Origin of the sequence: Hydrogenophaga atypica (genome assembly GCF_042665215.1) — a bacterium.
Classification (GTDB): Bacteria; Pseudomonadota; Gammaproteobacteria; order Burkholderiales; family Burkholderiaceae_C; genus Hydrogenophaga; species Hydrogenophaga defluvii_A.
The window spans coordinates 22495-39491 of sequence record NZ_JBHTCA010000025.1; the positions used below are offsets into that span (position 1 = coordinate 22495).

Consider the following 16997-nt stretch of genomic DNA (forward strand, 5'->3'; position numbering starts at 1 on the left):
TCGTGCAACTGATGCGGCCGGGCAGCCTGCAGCTGACCGCGCTGCCGCCCTTGGCGCTGTACGTCCACCTGCCGTGGTGCCTGAAGAAGTGCCCCTACTGCGACTTCAATTCGCACGAGAACAACGGCGCCCTGCCGGAGGACGCCTACCTGCAGGCCGTGCGCGAAGACATCACCGCTGCGCTGCCCCTGATCTGGGGCCGCACCGTGCACAGCGTGTTCATCGGTGGTGGCACCCCCAGCCTGTTTTCGCCCGACGCCATCGCGCGGCTGATCTCGGACGTGCGCGCCTTGCTCAAGCTGGAGGCCAATGCGGAAATCACGCTGGAAGCCAACCCCGGGACCTTCGAAACCGACCGCTTCAAGGCGTTTCGACAAGCCGGTGTGACGCGCCTGTCGGTGGGCGTGCAGAGTTTTGATGACCGGTTCCTGAAGGCGCTGGGTCGGGTGCACAACGGCGACCAGGCGCGCGCGGCTTTGACCGAAGCCGCCCAGCATTTCGACACCTTCAACCTCGACCTGATGTACGCCTTGCCGGGGCAGACGCTGGCCGACTGCGCGCGCGATGTGGACACTGCCTTGTCCTTCACGCCGCCGCACCTGTCGATTTACCACCTGACCATTGAACCCAACACCTATTTCGCCAAGTTCCCGCCGGTCGTGCCCGAGGACGACGACGCCTACGCCATGCTCGACCTCATCACCGAGCGCACAGGCGTGGCGGGGCTGGAGCGTTATGAGGTGTCGGCCTACGCGCGGCCCGGCCATCGCTGTTGGCACAACCTCAACTACTGGCAGTTTGGCGACTACCTGGGCGTGGGGGCGGGTGCTCACAGCAAGCTGAGTTTTGCGCACCGGGTGTTGCGCCAGGTGCGTTGGCGCGAGCCGCGCCTGTACATGCAGCACGCGATGGAAGGACGCCCCGTGACCACCGAAAGCGAAGTGGCGGCCAGCGACCTGCCGTTCGAGTTCATGCTCAACGCGCTGCGTTTGAAGGACGGCTTTGAGCTGGCCCACTTCAGCGAACGCACCGGCCTGCCGCTGACCACCATCCAGGCGGGGCTGCAAGAGGCCGAGCGCCGGGGCCTGTTGGAGCGTGATCTCCAGCGTGCCTGGCCCACGGAGCGCGGTTTCGATTTCTTGAGCGATTTGCAAAGCCTGTTCCTGCCGTCCTAAACTGCACCGGTTGGGCAGGCGCCCGCTCGTGAAGGGTTTGTGATGTTCGCCATTTACGGCACCTCGGGCCAGATGTTCAGGGGTCCGCTTGAAGAGTTGCGGAAGGTGGCGCCCACGTTGCGGGTAGGGCGTGCGCGGGCGGTATCTGCGCTCGCGTCACCCAGCGTGGACCCCGAGGTCTCCTCGGCGCAGGTGCTGCCTGAGACCTTGGCCCGCCAGGCCGGCGCCCCGCAGCGCCAGGCCATCAACGAATACGCCAGCATCCAGTCGCCCAAACCCCAGCGCCACCCATTGACCCGCGTGCAAGACGTGATGAGCCCATCAGTGCTGACGGTGTTGGACACCGCCTCGGTGCTCGACGCCTGGCAGACGCTGGCCGATCAGGGCCTGGGGCAGGCGCCGGTGGTGAACGCACAGGGTGGCTTGGTTGGCCTGATCACCCGGGGTGAACTGCTGGCGCCTGAGCATTTGCCCGGCCCCGACACCCATGTGCTGGCCTGGCGCGCCATGCTCATGCAACCCGTCACCTCGCTGATGGTCACCCCCGTGCCCAGTGTGGAGCCCCAGACCGACTTGCGCCGTGTGGCCCAATTGCTGCTCGACCTCGGCCTCCCAGGCCTGCCTGTGGTGGCCGACGACGGCGTGGTGAGCGCCTTCATCTCGCGTTCCGACATCCTGCGCGCCGTGGTGCACGACCCGCCGCTGGATTTGTGGTCTTGATGTTCAGGCGTGCAAGCGGGAGGTTTTGGGCAGGTGCGCCATCAAAAACTCCATCTGATCGGCCAGGATGCGGCGGTTGCGCAGAATGAAGTCTTCCCACAGGCTGGGCACGTAGGGCGCGTACATCAGCGGCATGTGGGCTTGCTCGGGCGTGCGGTTGCCCTTGCGGTGGTTGCAGGACTTGCAGGCGGTCACCACGTTCATCCAGTGGTCGCGGCCTTTTTGTGCCATGGGCACGATGTGCTCGCGTGTCAGCTCGACTTCATGGAAAGGGTGACCACAGTAGGCGCACAGGTTGCGGTCGCGGGCGAAGAGTTTGCTGTTGGTCAGCGAGGGCCGCAGCTCAAAGGGGTTGATGTTGGGCACGCCCTTGGTGCCGATGATGGAGTTGACCGCGATGATCGACTGGCGCCCGGTGATGGCGTTGTGTCCGCCGTGGAACACCGCCACCTCGGCGCCCATTTCCCAGCGCACTTCATCCGCCGCGTAGTGCAACACGGCTTCTTCCAGGCTGATCCACGACTGTGGCAAACCTTGCGCGGACAACTTCAAGACCTTCAAGACCCACCTCCAAAACATTTGGCTACGGGAAAATCGTCTCGATGCGGCCTTAGAACGTTCTCAGATGCCGCTTCTTGATATGTCAATATACAGCGACTGTGTGACAAATCCGGCACACGCACCGAATTCCCCGGCGCTCTTGCGCCCGCTCCCATGAAGATCATCCGCGGACTCTGGAACCTGCAACACGCGCTCAAGGACGAGGCGCAGCGTGGTTGCGCCCTCACTATCGGCAATTTCGACGGTGTGCACCGTGGCCACCAGGCCATGCTGGCGCTGCTCAACAACGAGGCGCGCCACCGTGGCGTGCCCAGTTGTGTCATGACCTTCGAGCCACACCCGCGCGACTACTTTGCCGGCCTGCACCACAAACCCGAGCTGGCACCCGCGCGCATCGCCACCTTGCGCGACAAACTGGCCGAGCTGCGCCGCTGTGGCGTCGACCGTTGTGTGGTGCTGCCCTTCAACGAGCGCCTGGCCAGCCAGCCGGCCGAGGCTTTCATCGACGACGTGCTGGTGGGCGCCTTGGGCGCGCGCTACGTGCTGGTGGGCGACGATTTCCGCTTTGGCGCCAAGCGCCAGGGCGACTACGCGATGCTCGATGCCGCTGGCACCCGCCAGGGCTTTGACGTGGCCCGCATGCAAAGCTACGAGGTGCATGGCTTGCGCGTCTCCAGCTCGGCCGTGCGTGAGGCCCTGGGCGCAGGCCGCATGAACGATGTGGCCGCATTGCTCGGCCGACCCTACAGCATCAGTGGGCACGTGGTGCATGGACGCAAGCTGGGTCGCCAGCTGGCCGAAAGTGCGCCGGGCAAGGGCGATGGTTTTCGCACCCTCAACCTGCGCTTTTCGCATTGGAAGCCGGCTGCGAGCGGCATTTTTGTGGTGCACGTGTTTGGCCTGCTACCGGACGACCAGCCCCTGCCTGGGGTGGCCAACCTGGGCGTGCGGCCTTCGCTGGACCCCAACGACGTCAACGGCGGGCGTGTGTTGCTGGAAACCCATTGTCTGGACTGGCCGGAGGCGCTCAAGGCCCGTCTGAGCGGCGGGGAGGCCTACGGTAAAATCATCCGCGTGGAACTGCTGCACAAACTGCACGACGAGCTCAAATACGACAGTCTGGACGCCCTGACCACGGGCATCGCCAAGGACTGCGACGACGCACGTGCGTTTTTTGCCTCGCTGCACACCCAGACACACCGCCAGACCACGCGCGACCGAATTCAGGGCTGACACACACAGCCCCGCCGGTCGCCGCCCTTCGTTTGGCTCAGGGCGAACGGTTTCCCGCTTCACCGCTTCTCCCTCACAGAGTCCCCACATGTCCGATCAGAACACCCCCGCCAAAGCCGACGCGAAGGCCGCCAAGGCCGATGGCAAAGCCGACAGTTCAGGCGGCGCCTACCGCGCCACGCTGAACATGCCCGACACCCCCTTCCCCATGCGCGGCGACCTGCCCAAGCGCGAGCCGGCCTGGGTCCAGTCGTGGAACGAAGGCGGGCTGTACAAGCGCCTGCGTGACGCCCGCCAGGGTGCCCCGCTGTTTGTGTTGCACGACGGCCCACCGTACGCCAACGGCAAGCTGCACATCGGCCACGCGCTGAACAAGGTGCTCAAGGACATGATCGTGAAAAGCCGCCAGCTGGCCGGTTTTGACGCGCAGTACATCCCCGGCTGGGACTGCCACGGCCTGCCGATCGAAAACGCCATCGAAAAGCAACATGGCCGCAACCTGGGCCGCGACGACATGCAGGCCAAGAGCCGTGCGTTTGCCACCGAGCAGATTGACCAGCAACGCGAGGACTTCAAACGCCTGGGCGTGCTGGGCGACTGGGAACGCCCCTACCGCACCATGGACCCGGCCAACGAGGCCGGTGAAATCCGCGCATTCAAACGCGTGATCGAACGTGGCTTCGTCTACCGCGGCTTGAAGCCGGTGTACTGGTGTTTCGACTGTGGTTCCTCGTTGGCCGAATTCGAAATCGAATACGCCGACAAACAGAGCGACACACTGGACGTGGCCTTCGAGACCGACGATGCGGGCAAGCTGGCCGCCGCGTTCGGCCTGGGGGCGCTGCCGGCGGGCAAGAGCGGCTTTGCCGTCATCTGGACCACCACCGCCTGGACCATCCCCGCCAACCAGGCGCTCAATGCCCACCCTGAACTCACCTACGCACTGGTCGACACGCCCCAGGGCTGTCTGGTGCTGGCCGAGAGCCTGGTCGAGAAGTGCCTGGAGCGCTTCGGCCTGAGCGGCCAGGTGCTGGCCACCGCACAGGGCGCGGCGCTGGGCGGCCTCAACTTCCGCCACCCGCTGTTTGATGTGGACGCTGGCTACCGCCGCCTGTCCCCGGTCTACCTGGCCGAGTACGTGAGCGACGGCGACGGCACCGGCATCGTGCACTCGTCGCCCGCCTACGGCCTGGACGACTTCAACAGCTGCGTGGCCAACGGCCTGGCCTACGACGACATCCTCAACCCGGTGCAGGGCAACGGCACTTACGCGGCCGATTTCCCGCTGTTCGGTGGTTTGCACATCTGGAAGGCGGTGCCCGTCATTCTGGACGCGCTCAAAAACGCTGGCCGACTGCTGGCCACCGTTCGCATCACCCACAGCTACCCGCACTGCTGGCGCCACAAAACGCCGGTGATCTACCGCGCCGCCGCCCAGTGGTTTGTGCGCATGGACGAAGGCGAGGGCGTGTTCACCAAAGACAAGGCGCCAAAGACCCTGCGCCAGCTGGCGCTGGACGCCATCGACCACACCAGCTTCTACCCCGAGAACGGCAAGACCCGCCTGCGCGACATGATCGCCAACCGGCCCGACTGGTGCATCTCGCGCCAGCGCAGCTGGGGTGTGCCCGTGCCCTTCTTCCTGCACAAGGATTCGGGCGAGTTGCACCCGCGCACGATGGACATCCTGGACCAGGCCGCCGACATCGTTGAGAAGGGCGGCATCGAGGCCTGGAGCCGCGTCACGGCCGAGGACATCCTGGGCGTCGAAGACGCAGCGCACTACACCAAGAGCACCGACATCCTGGAGGTCTGGTTCGACTCCGGCTCTACCTTCTGGCACGTGCTGCGTGGTTCGCACGCCCACGCCTACCCCAACGGCGCCAGCCACGCGCAGGGCCCCGAGGCCGACCTCTACCTCGAAGGCCACGACCAACACCGCGGCTGGTTCCACAGCTCGCTGTTGCTGGGCTGCGCCCTGTACGACCGCGCGCCCTACAAGGGCCTGCTGACCCACGGCTTCGCCACCGACGGCCAGGGCCGCAAGATGAGCAAGAGTCTGGGCAACACGGTGGAGCCGCAATCGGTGACCAGCAAACTCGGCGCTGAAATCGTGCGCCTGTGGGTGGCCAGCACCGATTATTCGGGCGACCTCAACATCGACGACAAGATCCTGGCGCGTGTGGTCGATGCCTACCGCCGCATCCGCAACACCCTGCGCTTCTTGATGGCCAACACGGTCGATTTCGACCCCGCCACAGACGCCGTGCCGCTGGAGCAGATGCTGGAAATCGACCGCTACGCGCTGGCCCGCGCCAGCGAGCTGCAGGCCGACATCCTGCGCCACTTCGACGTCTACGAATTCCACCCGGTGGTGAGCAAGCTGCAGGTGTATTGCTCCGAGGATTTGGGTGCGTTCTATCTCGACGTGCTCAAGGACCGCCTCTACACCACCGCGCCCAAGAGCCTGGCGCGGCGCAGCGCCCAGACCGCGCTGCACCAGATCACCCACGCCATGCTGCGCTGGATGGCACCCTTCCTGAGCTTCACCGCCGAGGAAGCCTGGACCCATTTCGCCGGCAGCAAGAACCAGGGTTCGATCTTTTTCGAAACCTTCCTGCCGCTGCCCACGCCCAACGAAGGCTTGCTGGCCAAGTGGGCGCGCATCCGCGCCATCCGCGACCTGGCCAACAAGGCCATCGAAGACGTGCGCACCGCCGGCCAGGTGGGTGCCTCGCTGCAGGCCACACTGACCATCACCGCCGGCGCTGACGACGCGGCTCTGCTGCGCTCGCTGGGGGCCGACCTCAAGTTCGTCACCATCACCTCGGCGGTGACGGTGGTGGACGGTGAATCGTTGGCCGTGGCGGTGACGCCCAGCAGCGCCACCAAGTGCGAGCGCTGCTGGCACTACACCGACGACGTCGGGCAGCACACCGAACACCCCACGCTGTGTAGCCGCTGTGTGAGCAACATCGCCGGTGCGGGTGAAACCCGCGCCCACGCCTGATGGCGGCCAGGGGCGGGCGTGGCGGCCCGGGCATGCTGCACTGGCTGGGGCTGGCCTTTGCCATCTTCCTGATCGACCAGTTCACCAAGGTGCTCATCCTGGGCTACTACCGCCTGGGCGACAGCACCTACATCACCTCGTTTTTCAACATCGTGCGGGTGCACAACCCCGGTGCGGCCTTCTCTTTTTTGGCCGGGGCCGGCGGCTGGCAGCGTTGGTTTTTCACGGCCATCGGCTTGGGGGCGGCCGTCTTCATCGTCTGGATGTTGCGCAACCACAGCGGGCAGAAGCTGTTCGCTTTCGCGCTGTCCTGCATCCTGGGTGGCGCCCTGGGCAACGTGATCGACCGCCTCATCCACGGCTATGTGGTGGACATGCTGGACTTCCACTGGCGCTTTCTTTCGCCCGTGTTCCCGGGCGGGCATTTTCCGGCGTTCAACCTGGCTGATGCGGCCATCAGCCTGGGCGCGATCTGCATGATCCTGGACGAGATTCTGAGGGTGCGGCGCAGCAGGTAAGCCCGCTGGCACGGACGGTGCATCGCCGGCTTATAGTCGGGTCACTGTCCTATGAAACATTTGTTGAATCTTCTCGCAGCCATCGCGCTGCTGGTGTGGGGAACCCATCTGGTGCGCACGGGTGTGCTGCGTGTGTTTGGCAGCAACCTGCGGCAGATGTTGGCGGTCAGCATGGGCAACCGCTTCAGCGCCATGCTGTCGGGCCTGGGCGTCACGGCCCTGGTGCAGTCCAGCACCGCCACCGCGCTCATCACGGCTTCTTTTGTGGGCCAAGGCCTGATTGCCCTGCCGGCCGCGCTGGCCGTCATGCTGGGCGCCGACGTGGGCACGGCCTTGATGGCGGTGGTGTTCTCGCTTGATCTGTCCTGGCTCTCGCCGTTGTGCATTTTCCTGGGCGTCACCCTGTTCATCGCGCGCCAGGGCCACACCGTGGGCGATGTGGGGCGGGTGCTGATTGGGCTGGGCTTGATGTTGCTGGCCTTGCAACTGGTGTCGCAGGCCACCACCGTGCTCACCCGCAACCCGGCGGTGCAGTTGATGCTGGAGCAACTCGCCAGCGACCGCATGCTGGAGATCCTGCTGGGTGCGGTGTTGGTGGTGCTGTCCTACTCCAGTCTGGCGGTGGTGCTGCTCACGGCCACGCTGTCGCTGTACGTGATCTCGGTCGACGTGGCCCTGGGCCTGGTGCTGGGCGCCAACCTGGGCAGTGGCCTGCTGGCGGTGTTGACCACCTTGCGCGCCAACGTGGCCACGCGCCAGGTGCCTTTGGGCAACCTGGTGTTCAAGTTGCTGGCGGTGGGTGTGGGCGTGTTCCTCATTCCGGTGTGGCTGCGTTTTGTCCAACCCTATGTGCAAGATCCGGCGGCGCTGACCGTGTTGTTCCACCTGAGCTTCAACCTCATGGTGGCAGCCATTTTTATTGGCCTCACGCAGACGGTGGCCGGCTGGGTCGAGCGCTTGCTGCCGCAAAGCACGGCCACACCCTTGGGCCGACCCAACCACCTCGACCCTTCTGCGTTGACCACGCCATCGCTGGCCATTTCGTGTGCGGCGCGCGAGGCCATGCACCAGGCCGACGTGGTGGAGACCATGTTGCGCGGCGTGCTCACGGTGATTCGCACCAACGACCTCAAGCTGTCGGAAGACCTGCGCAAGCTCGACGACACGGTGGACAGCCTGTACTCGGCCATCAAGTACTACCTCACCAAGCTCTCGCGCCAGCAGCTCAGCGAGGAAGAGGGCCGACGCTGGACCGACATCATCAGCTTCACCATCAACATGGAGCAGGTGGGCGACATCGTCGAGCGCGTCCTGATCGACATCGAAGACAAAAAAATCCGCAAGGGCCGCGATTTTTCAGAGGCCGGTCTGGCCGAGATTTGTGAACTGCACGCCCGTCTGATCGACAACCTGCGCCTGGGCATGAGCGTGTTTTTGAATGGCAGCGTGCGCGATGCGCAGAAGCTGCTGGAAGAAAAAGCGCGCTTCCGCGACTTGGAGCGCGAATACGCCACCTCCCACCTGGCCCGCCTGTCCGACAAAACCCTGGGCAGCATGGAGAGCAGCTCGCTGCACATCGACCTGATCAGCGACCTCAAGCGCATCAACTCGCACATCTGCTCCATTGCCTACCCCATCCTCGATTCGGCCGGCGCGTTGGCACCCAGCCGGTTGCGCGAACAGGTCAAGGGGCAGTGAGCCCGTCGATGAGGTCGGGCGCGAGGATGAGCGCGGCCTCCAACGTGTAGCGTCCGGCCACGATGTCGGCGCGAAGTTGCCCAAGGTCCACGCAGTCGAAACGCTCGACCTCGCCGTCCTGGTTCTCGGGCGCCACGCCCTCGGGCAGGGTGGCGCTGTACCAGTCGATCCGCTCCACCGTGTAGCCCACATCGTTGGCACCGCCACTGGGGCGTTGGATCAGCAGGTGGCCGGCGTGGGTCAGGCCCTGCAACTGGTCCAGTCGCAGGCCAGCCTCTTCCCACGTCTCGCGTTCCAGCGCCTGTGCCAGCGTGTCGGCCGCGCTGACCATGCCACCCATCAGCGTGTCCCACAGGCCGGGGTCGTTGGGTTTGTTGAAGGCGCGTTGCTGCACCCAGGTGCGGCCATCGGGTGTTTGTGCCGTGAGGTGCACTGCCGCAGTGGCCAGGCCCAGGGCGCGCACGGCAGCGCGCTCGATGAGGCCGACGCGCTGACCGGCTTCGGTCAGCACCGGCAGCGGTTCGTTGCGCCAGGCGCCCAGCAGGCTGGCCTCGCGCAGCGCATGGGCCAGCGCGTCAAAGGGTGCAGCCACCCGCCAGCCCGCGCCATCGGCGGCCAGCAGGCCGTGGGCTTGCAAGTGCTGCGCCACTGCGACTTCCACCGAGCCAATCGGCTGACCCTCAAAAGCCAGCGCCTGCCGTGGGCGCAGCGGCGGGCGCTGGTAGATCACGGCAGCAGAATGGTGCAGCCGGTGGTGGCGCGGGCTTCCAGGCTGCGGTGCGCGGCCTGCACGTCGGTCAGCGCAAAACGCTGGTCAATGCGGATCTTGACCTGGCCGCTGGTCACCACGGCAAACAGGTCGTCGGCCATGGCCTGCGTGGCGGCGCGGCTGCTGATGTGGGTGAACAGCGTCTGGCGCGTGACGTAGAGCGAACCTTTGGCACCCAGGATGCCAGGCGCGAACGGCGCCACCGGCCCCGAAGCGTTGCCGAAGCTGGCCATCAGGCCGAAGGGGCGCAGGCAGTCCAGCGAGCCTTCCCAGGTGTCTTTGCCCACGCTGTCGTACACCACCTTCACGCCCTTGCCGGCGGTGATGGCCTTGACGCGTTCGACGAAGTTTTCGGTGCGGTAGTTGATGGCGTGGGCGGCGCCGTGTGCCAGCGCCAGCGCACATTTGTCGTCGCTGCCGGCGGTGCCGATCAGCTGCAGGCCCAGGGCCTTGGCCCACTGGCAGGCGATCAGGCCCACACCACCGGCGGCGGCGTGGAAGAGCACAAAGTCGCCCGGCTCCAGGCCTTCCACCGGGCGTGTTTTTTTCAGCAGGTACTGCGCGGTCAGGCCCTTGAGCATCATGGCCGCGCCGGTTTCGAAGTCGATGGCGTCGGGCAGCTTGCACACGTTCATGGCCGGCATCACGCGCACGTCGCAGTAGCTGCCCGGCGGGTTGGCGGCGTAGGCCGCGCGGTCGCCCACTTTCAGGTGCGTCACGCCCTCGCCCACGGCCTCCACCACACCAGCGCCTTCCATGCCCAGTTGCAGCGGCAGCGGGTTGTTGTAGAGACCGGTGCGCTGGTACACGTCGATGAAGTTCAGGCCGATGGCGTGGTGGCGAATGCGCACCTGGCCGGGGCCCGGTTCGCCCACGGCCACGGTGTCAATGACCATCTCTTCGGGGCCGCCGGTGCGGTGGATGCGGACGGCGCGGCTGCTCTGGCTCATGTCGGGTGTCTCCGGTGGGGGGTAAAGCCCTGGATGTTGCCACGAACGAATTGGCCTTGCTGACCCGGCGGGGTATGCCCGTGACTGCATTGGCACAGCGCGGCTTGCGGCGGCTTCCTATTTTTGCCAATTGATTCGACCGTTTGACATTCTCTCGTGTTTGATGGCTTTTTCTTTATTTTGCAGTTGTTTAGTTGTGCGTGCTACGAATATGGATTGAAAATATCGGATCGAAGCCGTCCGATTTCTTTTTAAATCTAATTTCCTATTGAGGCAATAGTTTTTTTTGTGCAAAGTTTTAATATATATTGTTGGAGATTGCAGGAAAAATAAAGTTGACCTATTCTTATTCTGTTATAAGTTTGTTTGATTAATATGAAAATATTGGTAATTTTTCTTGGTTTTCTCTTGGTCGGCTGTGCAGCGCCAAAACGTTATGTCTATGACCATCCTGATGCGGCAACAATATTATTGAGTCAAACTTCAGATATAAGCATGTCGAGATTTGTGTTGTGGGGTTTGCAGATGGCTCCCGTTGACCCAGTTGGGAATAATAAAATGGGTCAATTTGCATTTGCGGTGCCCACTAGAATTTATAGAAATCGAGATGTGTCTTTGCAATTCTCAATATATGGTTCGGAGGAGTATGGACGATCGTTTTTGTCGGTTAAGATGCCTCCTGGGAAGTATAAAATATCGAGCATCAATGTACAGCAGCGTGACGGAACTGGGATCGATGCACTTGCGACGCCTGCCATGGTTGATGTGGGGCGGGAAAAGGATTTTTTTGTTTCAAAAAAAACTCTAACATTTCCCACGACTGTAGTTGACCTGCGGCCTGGAAGTGTCAATTATCTAGGAAGCTTTCGAGCGTATTTTGATAGTTGTGAGGTGCTGGCGCTGGTGTGCAATGGGTACAGGATTGAGATTCGGGATAAGCTATTGAGGGATGCGATACTTGTAAATATTGATCTACCGGATATTGGAAAAATTGTAAATCAATCAATCAAGTTGGATCGACGTAAGAGCCCCCATTTTTACAGTGTGGATTGACAGAGTCTTGTGTGACTTGTCGAACGGTTTGCTCTCTGAAGCAGGTGGGCATGCTGCCAAGGGGGCAATCGCGTGCTGTGTGAAGGGGCGTGTGCAAAGCGGCGCCGTAATCAAATCGTCAGGAGGGTGGCTTGGTACAGTCTCCGCATGTCCGCCACCCGCCTCTCTCCTGTCACAGTCTTGTTGCTGACCCTGCCGCCCCTGCTGTGGGCGGGAAACGCGGTGGTGGGGCGTTTGGTCAACGATCTGGTGCCGCCCATCACGCTGAACTTTTTGCGCTGGGTGCTGGCCTTTGTGTTGCTGTTGCCGCTGGCGCACTGGGTGTGGCGGCGTGACAGTGGCCTGTGGCCGCACTGGAAGCGTTTTGCCGTGCTGGGCCTGCTGGGGGTTGGTTGCTACAACGCGTTGCAGTACCTGGCCTTGCAAACCTCCACGCCCATCAACGTGACGCTGGTGGTGGCCAGCATGCCGCTGTTCATGCTGGTGGTGGGGCGCATCGGTTTTGCGGCGCCCATCACGCGGCCTGCGGTGCTGGGCGCGGCGCTGTCGCTGGCGGGTGTGCTGGTGGTCTTGTCGCGGGGCGATGTGGCGCAGCTGCTGCGCATCCGGCTGGTGGCCGGCGATGCCTGGATGTTGCTGGCCACCGCCATCTGGGCTGTCTACAGCTGGATGTTGACCGAACGCAAGGAGCCCGAGGCCATTCGGGGCGACTGGGCCGCGTTCCTGATGGCGCAGATCGGTTTTGGCCTGGTGTGGTCGGGTGTGGCCACGGCGGGTGAGTGGCTGCTGCCCAGCAACACACCTGCGCACATCGATTGGGGCTGGCCGCTGGTGGCCGCACTGGTTTATGTGGCCGTGGGGCCGTCCCTGCTGGCCTACCGCTGCTGGGGTGCCGGTGTGCAGCGCGCCGGCCCGGCCATGGCGGCGTTTTTCAGCAACCTCGCGCCGCTGTTTGCGGCCGTCATGTCAGCGTTCGTGCTGGGCGAATTGCCCAAGCCGTACCACGCGCTGGCGTTCGCACTCATCGTGGCGGGGATTGTGGTGTCGTCCCGGCGTTGAGGGGTGGGGGCTTTCAGCCCGGCTTCAGCCCGGTGGCCTTCACGAACTTGCCCCAGTGCACCAGCTCTTGGCGCACCAGTTGCGAAAATTCTTCGGGCCGGTTGGCCTGGGCCACCGACATGCCCAGATCGGCCAGCTTGTTGCGCAGCGCGGGATCGGCCAGCACCTGAAACAGCGCCTGGTTCCATTGCTCGATGATGGGGCGGGGTGTGCCGGCGGGGGCCACCAGGCCCTCCCATTCGCGCAGTTCGATGTCGCCCAATCCACTTTCGGCCAGCGTGGGTACGCCCGGCAAGGCCGCCAGCCGCTGTGGGCTGGTGACCGCGACGGCACGCAGTTTGCCCGCCCGCACCAAGGGTGCGGCCACCGAGGTGGTGGCGAACATGGTGGACACCTGGTCGCCGAGCAGGGCGGTCACCGCTTCGGCCGGCCCTTTGAAGGGTACGTGCAACATCTTCAGTTTGCTGGCCTGTCCAAACGATTCGCCCACCAGGTGCGCCGGCGAGCCGTTGCCGCCCGAAGCGAAAGTGACGGCGCCGGGCTGGGTGCGTGCGCGGTCGGTGAGGTCCTTGAGCGACTGAATGGACGAAGCCGAGGGCACGACCAGCACGTTGTAGAGCCACACGAGGTTGGCCACAGGTGCCAGGTCGTTGGCCGTGTCGTAGGGCAACGGGCCCATGAGTTCGGGCAACACGGTGTGGGTGAGAAAGAGGATGCCCATGGTGTAGCCATCGGGCGCGGAGCGGGCCAGTGCCTGCATGCCGATCATGCCCGTGGCGCCTGGCCGGTTGTCCACCACCACCGCCTGTTTCCAGAGTTTGGACAGCCCATCGGCCACCAGCCGGGCGAGCACATCGGGCGGGCTGCCCGGCGGCAGCGGCACGATGATCTTGATCGGCCGGTCGGGGTAGGTCTGAGCCGAGGCGGGCAGGGCACCCCACCAAGGTGACGCGGCCAGTGCCCCCATCAGATGTCTGCGTTGGATCATGGTGTTGTCCTCAAACGTGAGCGGGGGCGGGGGTGTCGGCGGCCGACGAGATGGGCGGCAGGAAGACGACATCGTATTCACGCGCCACCTTCACCACCTCGGCCGGGCTGGACATGTTGTGGATGCGGCGGTACAGGTCCACCAGCTTGCCCGCTGGCGCGGCCCAGAACAGCGCCTGGGCTGGCTTGCCGGAGTTGTTGAAGAAGGCGTGTGGGATGCCGCGTGGCATGCGCACCAGATCACCGGCCGAGGCCGAGGTGGTCTTGCCGTCCAGGATCAGGTCGATGCGGCCTTCGAGCACGTAGATGTACTCATCCTGGTGCGGGTGCACGTGTGGCGGCACAAAGGTCTCCTCGGGGAAGGTGGCGTGCCACGAGAAGCTGTCGTCGGTCATCTGCTTGGGCGTGTAGACCTGGCCCAGGATGTTCCAGGACACGCTGTCCAGGCTCTGGTTCTTGCGGGTGATGTCGGGCGTTTCACGCATCTTGGGTGGCTCCTTCGGGCTGTGTGGCGGGCGGTGTTGAGGGTTGCGTTTCCGGGTGCGTCAGGCGGTCCAGCGTGGGCTTGACCAGGGGGTTGTGCGAGGCAAAACGGGGCTTGAAATGCTGGCGGGCTTGCGCCAGGTCGTCCTCGTCCCAGTAGCCGATCAGGATGCCGCCTTCGGTGATGCGGGCCTGCACCTCGATGGACTCGATGGCGCCGTCGGGCACGGTCACGCGCTGGCGTGGCTGGCGGGCCCAGCGGAACAGGGCCTCGTGCAATCGCTCTTTTGCTGCCACGTGCTCGGGTGCGGTGGAGGCGCCCAGGTCGTGGAATTCGTTGGGATCGTTCAAGAGGTCAAACAGCATGGGCCGGAAGTTCTCGAACAACACGTACTTCCAGCGCTCGTCGCGCACCATGCGCATCCAGGCGTCGCGCGGTTTGGTGGCCAGGGCGATGCGCGAATCCTGGAACGAGAAGTCGTACTCGCACACCACTTCGGTCCGCCAGTCGGTCGGTGTCTGACCGAACAGCAGTGGGCGCAGCGAACGCCCGTCCATCACGTGGGGCACGGCGGGGCCGCCATACACGTCAAGGAACGTGGGCGCGATGTCCACCGCTTCCACCAGCGCCTGGCAACGGGTGCCGCGCGTGGTGTCGGCACGTGGGTCGGGGTCGTAGACGATCAGCGGCGCCTTGATCACTGGCTCATGGAACAGGTCCTTCTCGCCCATCCAGTGGTCGCCCAGGTAGTCGCCGTGGTCGGAGGTGAAGACGATCATGGTCTTGTCCATCAGGCCGCTGTCTTCGAGGAACTGGAACAACACGCCCATCTGGTCGTCGATCTGCTTGATCAGGCCCATGTAACCCGGCATCACCGCTTCGCGCACGCCGTCGCGTGAGAAGGTTTGCGACACGCGGTGGTCCATCATGGCAGCGTACACCGGGTGCGGGTTGTCGCGCTCGGTATCGCTGCGCACCACCGGCAGCGCGTCGTCGGCGGTGTACATGCTGGCGTAGGGCTCGGGCACGATGTAAGGCCAGTGCGGCTTGATGTAGGACAGGTGCAGGCACCAGGGCTGCTCGCCCGCCTCGCGGATGAAGTCCATCGCCCGGCGGGTGATGTAGGGGGTCTCCGAGTGTTCGTCGGGGATGCGGGCCGGGCGGTTGCTGTACTTGAGAAACCAGCCCGAGCGCAGCGTGCCGTCGTCGTCTTCGGTGGCGTTGGCCCAGGTCTCCCAGGGGTTGTCGCCGTCGAAGCCGTTGCGCCGCAGGTAGTCGCTGTAGCTGGGGTCGGGATCGTGGCCGGAGTAGGGGTGGATGCCGTCGTCGCGCTCGTAAGGGTCGAAGCCACATTCGGCAATGCGCACGCCGATCTGCGACTGCGGGTCGATGCCCAGGCGCGACATGCCAGCCAGGTCGGCCCGCATGTGGGTCTTGCCCACCAGCACCGATTGCACGCCCAGCGGGCGGAGGTGGTCGCCAATCGTCATCTCGCCGGCCTTGAGTGGCACGAAGTTCCAGCTCGCACCGTGCGAGTGCACGTAGCGGCCGGTGTAGTAGCTCATGCGCGAAGGGCCACACACGGGCGAGTTGACGTAGGCGCGGTCGAAGATCACGCCGCGCGCGGCCAGCCGGTCCAGGTGGGGCGTGTGCAGGCGCGGGTGGCCGAAGCAGGACAGGTGATCGGCGCGCAGCTGATCGCACATGATGAAGAGGATGTTCTTGACGGGGGACTTCATGCCGGGTTCCTCGGGATGGATGGCCTTTTGATGGGGTCATGCTAGGCCGCGTTGTTCCGTCCATCCAATCGCTTTTTCTCAGGTCGATTACCATGGGTTATCACCCCGACGAGCCCGCCAACGATGCGACTGCAACACCTGCACCTGCTCCTGACCCTGGCCCAGACCGGCAGCCTGCGTGCCTCGGCGCAGGCGCTCAACGTCACCCAACCGGCGCTGACCAAGGCGCTCAAACAGCTGGAAGAAGAGTTCGGCACCGCGCTGGTGGTGCGCACACCCAAGGGGGTGCACCTGGCGCCGGCGGGCGAACTGCTGGCCGCACGCGCCGCCACCGTGGTGCGTGAAATCGAACGCGCCCGCGAAGAGGTGACCTGGCACACCCAACACGCCCAGGCCACGGTCTCGGTGGGCGTGTCACCCGCTGCCGCGCTGATGCTGGCGCCGCGTGCGGTGGCGCGTTTTCAGAGCCGCTGGCCGCAGGTGCGCGTGCGCCTGGTGGATGCGCTCTACCCCAAGGCCTTGTTGCAGTTGCGCTCGGGTGAGTTGGACCTGGCGCTGGGCCCGTTGCCGGCCACAGGTCTGGGGCCCGATCTGGCGGTGTTGCCCCTGACCGACAGCCCGGAGGTGATCGCCGCCCGCGCTGGACACCCCCTGGCCAAGAGCCGCCGGCTGGTCGATCTGGAGAGCGCGAGCTGGGTGCTGACGGGGCCGCTGCACGGGCCGGGCGACCCGGTGCATTTGGGGCTGGAGGCCCTGGGCCTGTCACCGCCGCGTGTGATGTTGGAGTGCGAGTCCTTCTCCACCTTGCTCGCGGTGTTGCCGGGCATGGACGCCGTGGCGCTGATGCCCAAGCGATTTTTTGACAGCCACGGACCCCGCAACGGCTTGGTGGCTTTGCCCATCGCGGATGCCTTGCTCCAGACCACCATCCACCTGTTTTGCCGAACCGATGCGCCGCTGACCTTGCCGACCCAACGGCTCAAGGATGGCTTTGAGCAAGAGGCCAAGGCCTTGCGTCGCGAGCGAAACAACACGTGAGGT

At 64.5% G+C, this 16997-nt stretch carries 15 protein-coding genes; 9 read left to right on the forward strand and 6 right to left on the reverse strand.

The window, feature by feature from the left end:
• Positions 1-11: 11 nt before the first annotated feature.
• Complete coding sequence (hemW, locus tag ACFQPB_RS20025) at positions 12-1175, forward strand: radical SAM family heme chaperone HemW (RefSeq protein WP_382198691.1); 1164 nt, start codon at positions 12-14, stop codon at positions 1173-1175.
• Positions 1176-1217: 42 nt separating this feature from the next.
• Positions 1218-1895, forward strand: coding sequence for a CBS domain-containing protein (locus tag ACFQPB_RS20030; RefSeq protein ID WP_382227130.1), 678 nt, complete (start codon positions 1218-1220; stop codon positions 1893-1895).
• Positions 1896-1898: 3 nt separating this feature from the next.
• On the opposite strand, the gene ACFQPB_RS20035 is transcribed toward ACFQPB_RS20030, so the two are convergent.
• Positions 1899-2456, reverse strand: a complete 558-nt coding sequence (locus tag ACFQPB_RS20035; RefSeq protein ID WP_382198668.1) for an HNH endonuclease — start codon at positions 2454-2456, stop codon at positions 1899-1901.
• 153 nt (positions 2457-2609) lie between these two features.
• Here ACFQPB_RS20035 and ACFQPB_RS20040 point away from each other — a divergent pair, with 153 nt between their 5' ends.
• The 4 genes from ACFQPB_RS20040 to ACFQPB_RS20055 all read left to right on the forward strand — a co-directional run bounded on the left by ACFQPB_RS20040 (position 2610) and on the right by ACFQPB_RS20055 (position 8915).
• The gene (locus ACFQPB_RS20040; RefSeq protein ID WP_382227132.1) at positions 2610-3689 is read left to right on the forward strand and encodes a bifunctional riboflavin kinase/FAD synthetase; all 1080 of its coding nucleotides are present in this window, start codon (positions 2610-2612) and stop codon (positions 3687-3689) included.
• A 187-nt stretch (positions 3690-3876) separates the two neighbouring features.
• Positions 3877-6699: an isoleucine--tRNA ligase gene (gene ileS / locus ACFQPB_RS20045; protein WP_382227177.1), complete on the forward strand. Its 2823-nt coding sequence runs from the start codon at positions 3877-3879 to the stop codon at positions 6697-6699.
• A complete protein-coding gene (lspA, locus tag ACFQPB_RS20050) occupies positions 6699-7217 on the forward strand; it encodes a signal peptidase II (RefSeq protein ID WP_382198671.1) in 519 nt (172 codons plus the stop codon). Before ileS ends, lspA begins: the two co-directional genes overlap by 1 nt.
• Positions 7218-7268: 51 nt before the next feature.
• Positions 7269-8915: a Na/Pi cotransporter family protein gene (locus tag ACFQPB_RS20055; RefSeq protein WP_382198672.1), complete on the forward strand. Its 1647-nt coding sequence runs from the start codon at positions 7269-7271 to the stop codon at positions 8913-8915.
• Here ACFQPB_RS20055 and ACFQPB_RS20060 read toward each other — a convergent pair.
• Together ACFQPB_RS20060 and ACFQPB_RS20065 are read right to left on the reverse strand one after the other, a co-directional pair.
• Positions 8902-9645 carry an NUDIX hydrolase gene (locus ACFQPB_RS20060; RefSeq protein ID WP_382227135.1) on the reverse strand — a complete coding sequence of 248 codons (744 nt, stop codon included), beginning with the start codon at positions 9643-9645 and terminating at the stop codon, positions 8902-8904. The two genes, ACFQPB_RS20055 and ACFQPB_RS20060, sit on opposite strands and share 14 nt — an antisense overlap.
• Positions 9642-10634, reverse strand: a complete 993-nt coding sequence (locus ACFQPB_RS20065; protein ID WP_382227138.1) for a quinone oxidoreductase family protein — start codon at positions 10632-10634, stop codon at positions 9642-9644. Before ACFQPB_RS20065 ends, ACFQPB_RS20060 begins: the two co-directional genes overlap by 4 nt.
• A gap of 375 nt (positions 10635-11009) precedes the next feature.
• Here ACFQPB_RS20065 and ACFQPB_RS20070 point away from each other — a divergent pair, with 375 nt between their 5' ends.
• Complete coding sequence (locus tag ACFQPB_RS20070; RefSeq protein ID WP_382198675.1) at positions 11010-11687, forward strand: hypothetical protein; 678 nt, start codon at positions 11010-11012, stop codon at positions 11685-11687.
• 147 nt (positions 11688-11834) lie between these two features.
• Complete coding sequence (locus tag ACFQPB_RS20075) at positions 11835-12746, forward strand: DMT family transporter (RefSeq protein ID WP_382198676.1); 912 nt, start codon at positions 11835-11837, stop codon at positions 12744-12746.
• 13 nt (positions 12747-12759) lie between these two features.
• Here the strand turns inward: ACFQPB_RS20075 and ACFQPB_RS20080 are convergent, their stop codons facing one another.
• Genes ACFQPB_RS20080 through ACFQPB_RS20090 form a run of 3 tightly spaced genes read right to left on the reverse strand, consistent with a single transcriptional unit; the run spans position 12760 to position 15956 of the window.
• Positions 12760-13734, reverse strand: coding sequence for a Bug family tripartite tricarboxylate transporter substrate binding protein (locus ACFQPB_RS20080; protein WP_382227141.1), 975 nt, complete (start codon positions 13732-13734; stop codon positions 12760-12762).
• A 10-nt stretch (positions 13735-13744) separates the two neighbouring features.
• The gene (locus tag ACFQPB_RS20085) at positions 13745-14218 is read right to left on the reverse strand and encodes a cupin domain-containing protein (RefSeq protein ID WP_382227144.1); all 474 of its coding nucleotides are present in this window, start codon (positions 14216-14218) and stop codon (positions 13745-13747) included.
• Positions 14211-15956 carry an alkaline phosphatase family protein gene (locus tag ACFQPB_RS20090; RefSeq protein ID WP_382227147.1) on the reverse strand — a complete coding sequence of 582 codons (1746 nt, stop codon included), beginning with the start codon at positions 15954-15956 and terminating at the stop codon, positions 14211-14213. Before ACFQPB_RS20090 ends, ACFQPB_RS20085 begins: the two co-directional genes overlap by 8 nt.
• A gap of 123 nt (positions 15957-16079) precedes the next feature.
• On the opposite strand from ACFQPB_RS20090, the gene ACFQPB_RS20095 reads away from it, so the two are divergent.
• A complete protein-coding gene (locus tag ACFQPB_RS20095; protein WP_382227150.1) occupies positions 16080-16994 on the forward strand; it encodes a LysR family transcriptional regulator in 915 nt (304 codons plus the stop codon).
• The last annotated feature ends 3 nt before the right edge of the window (positions 16995-16997 follow it).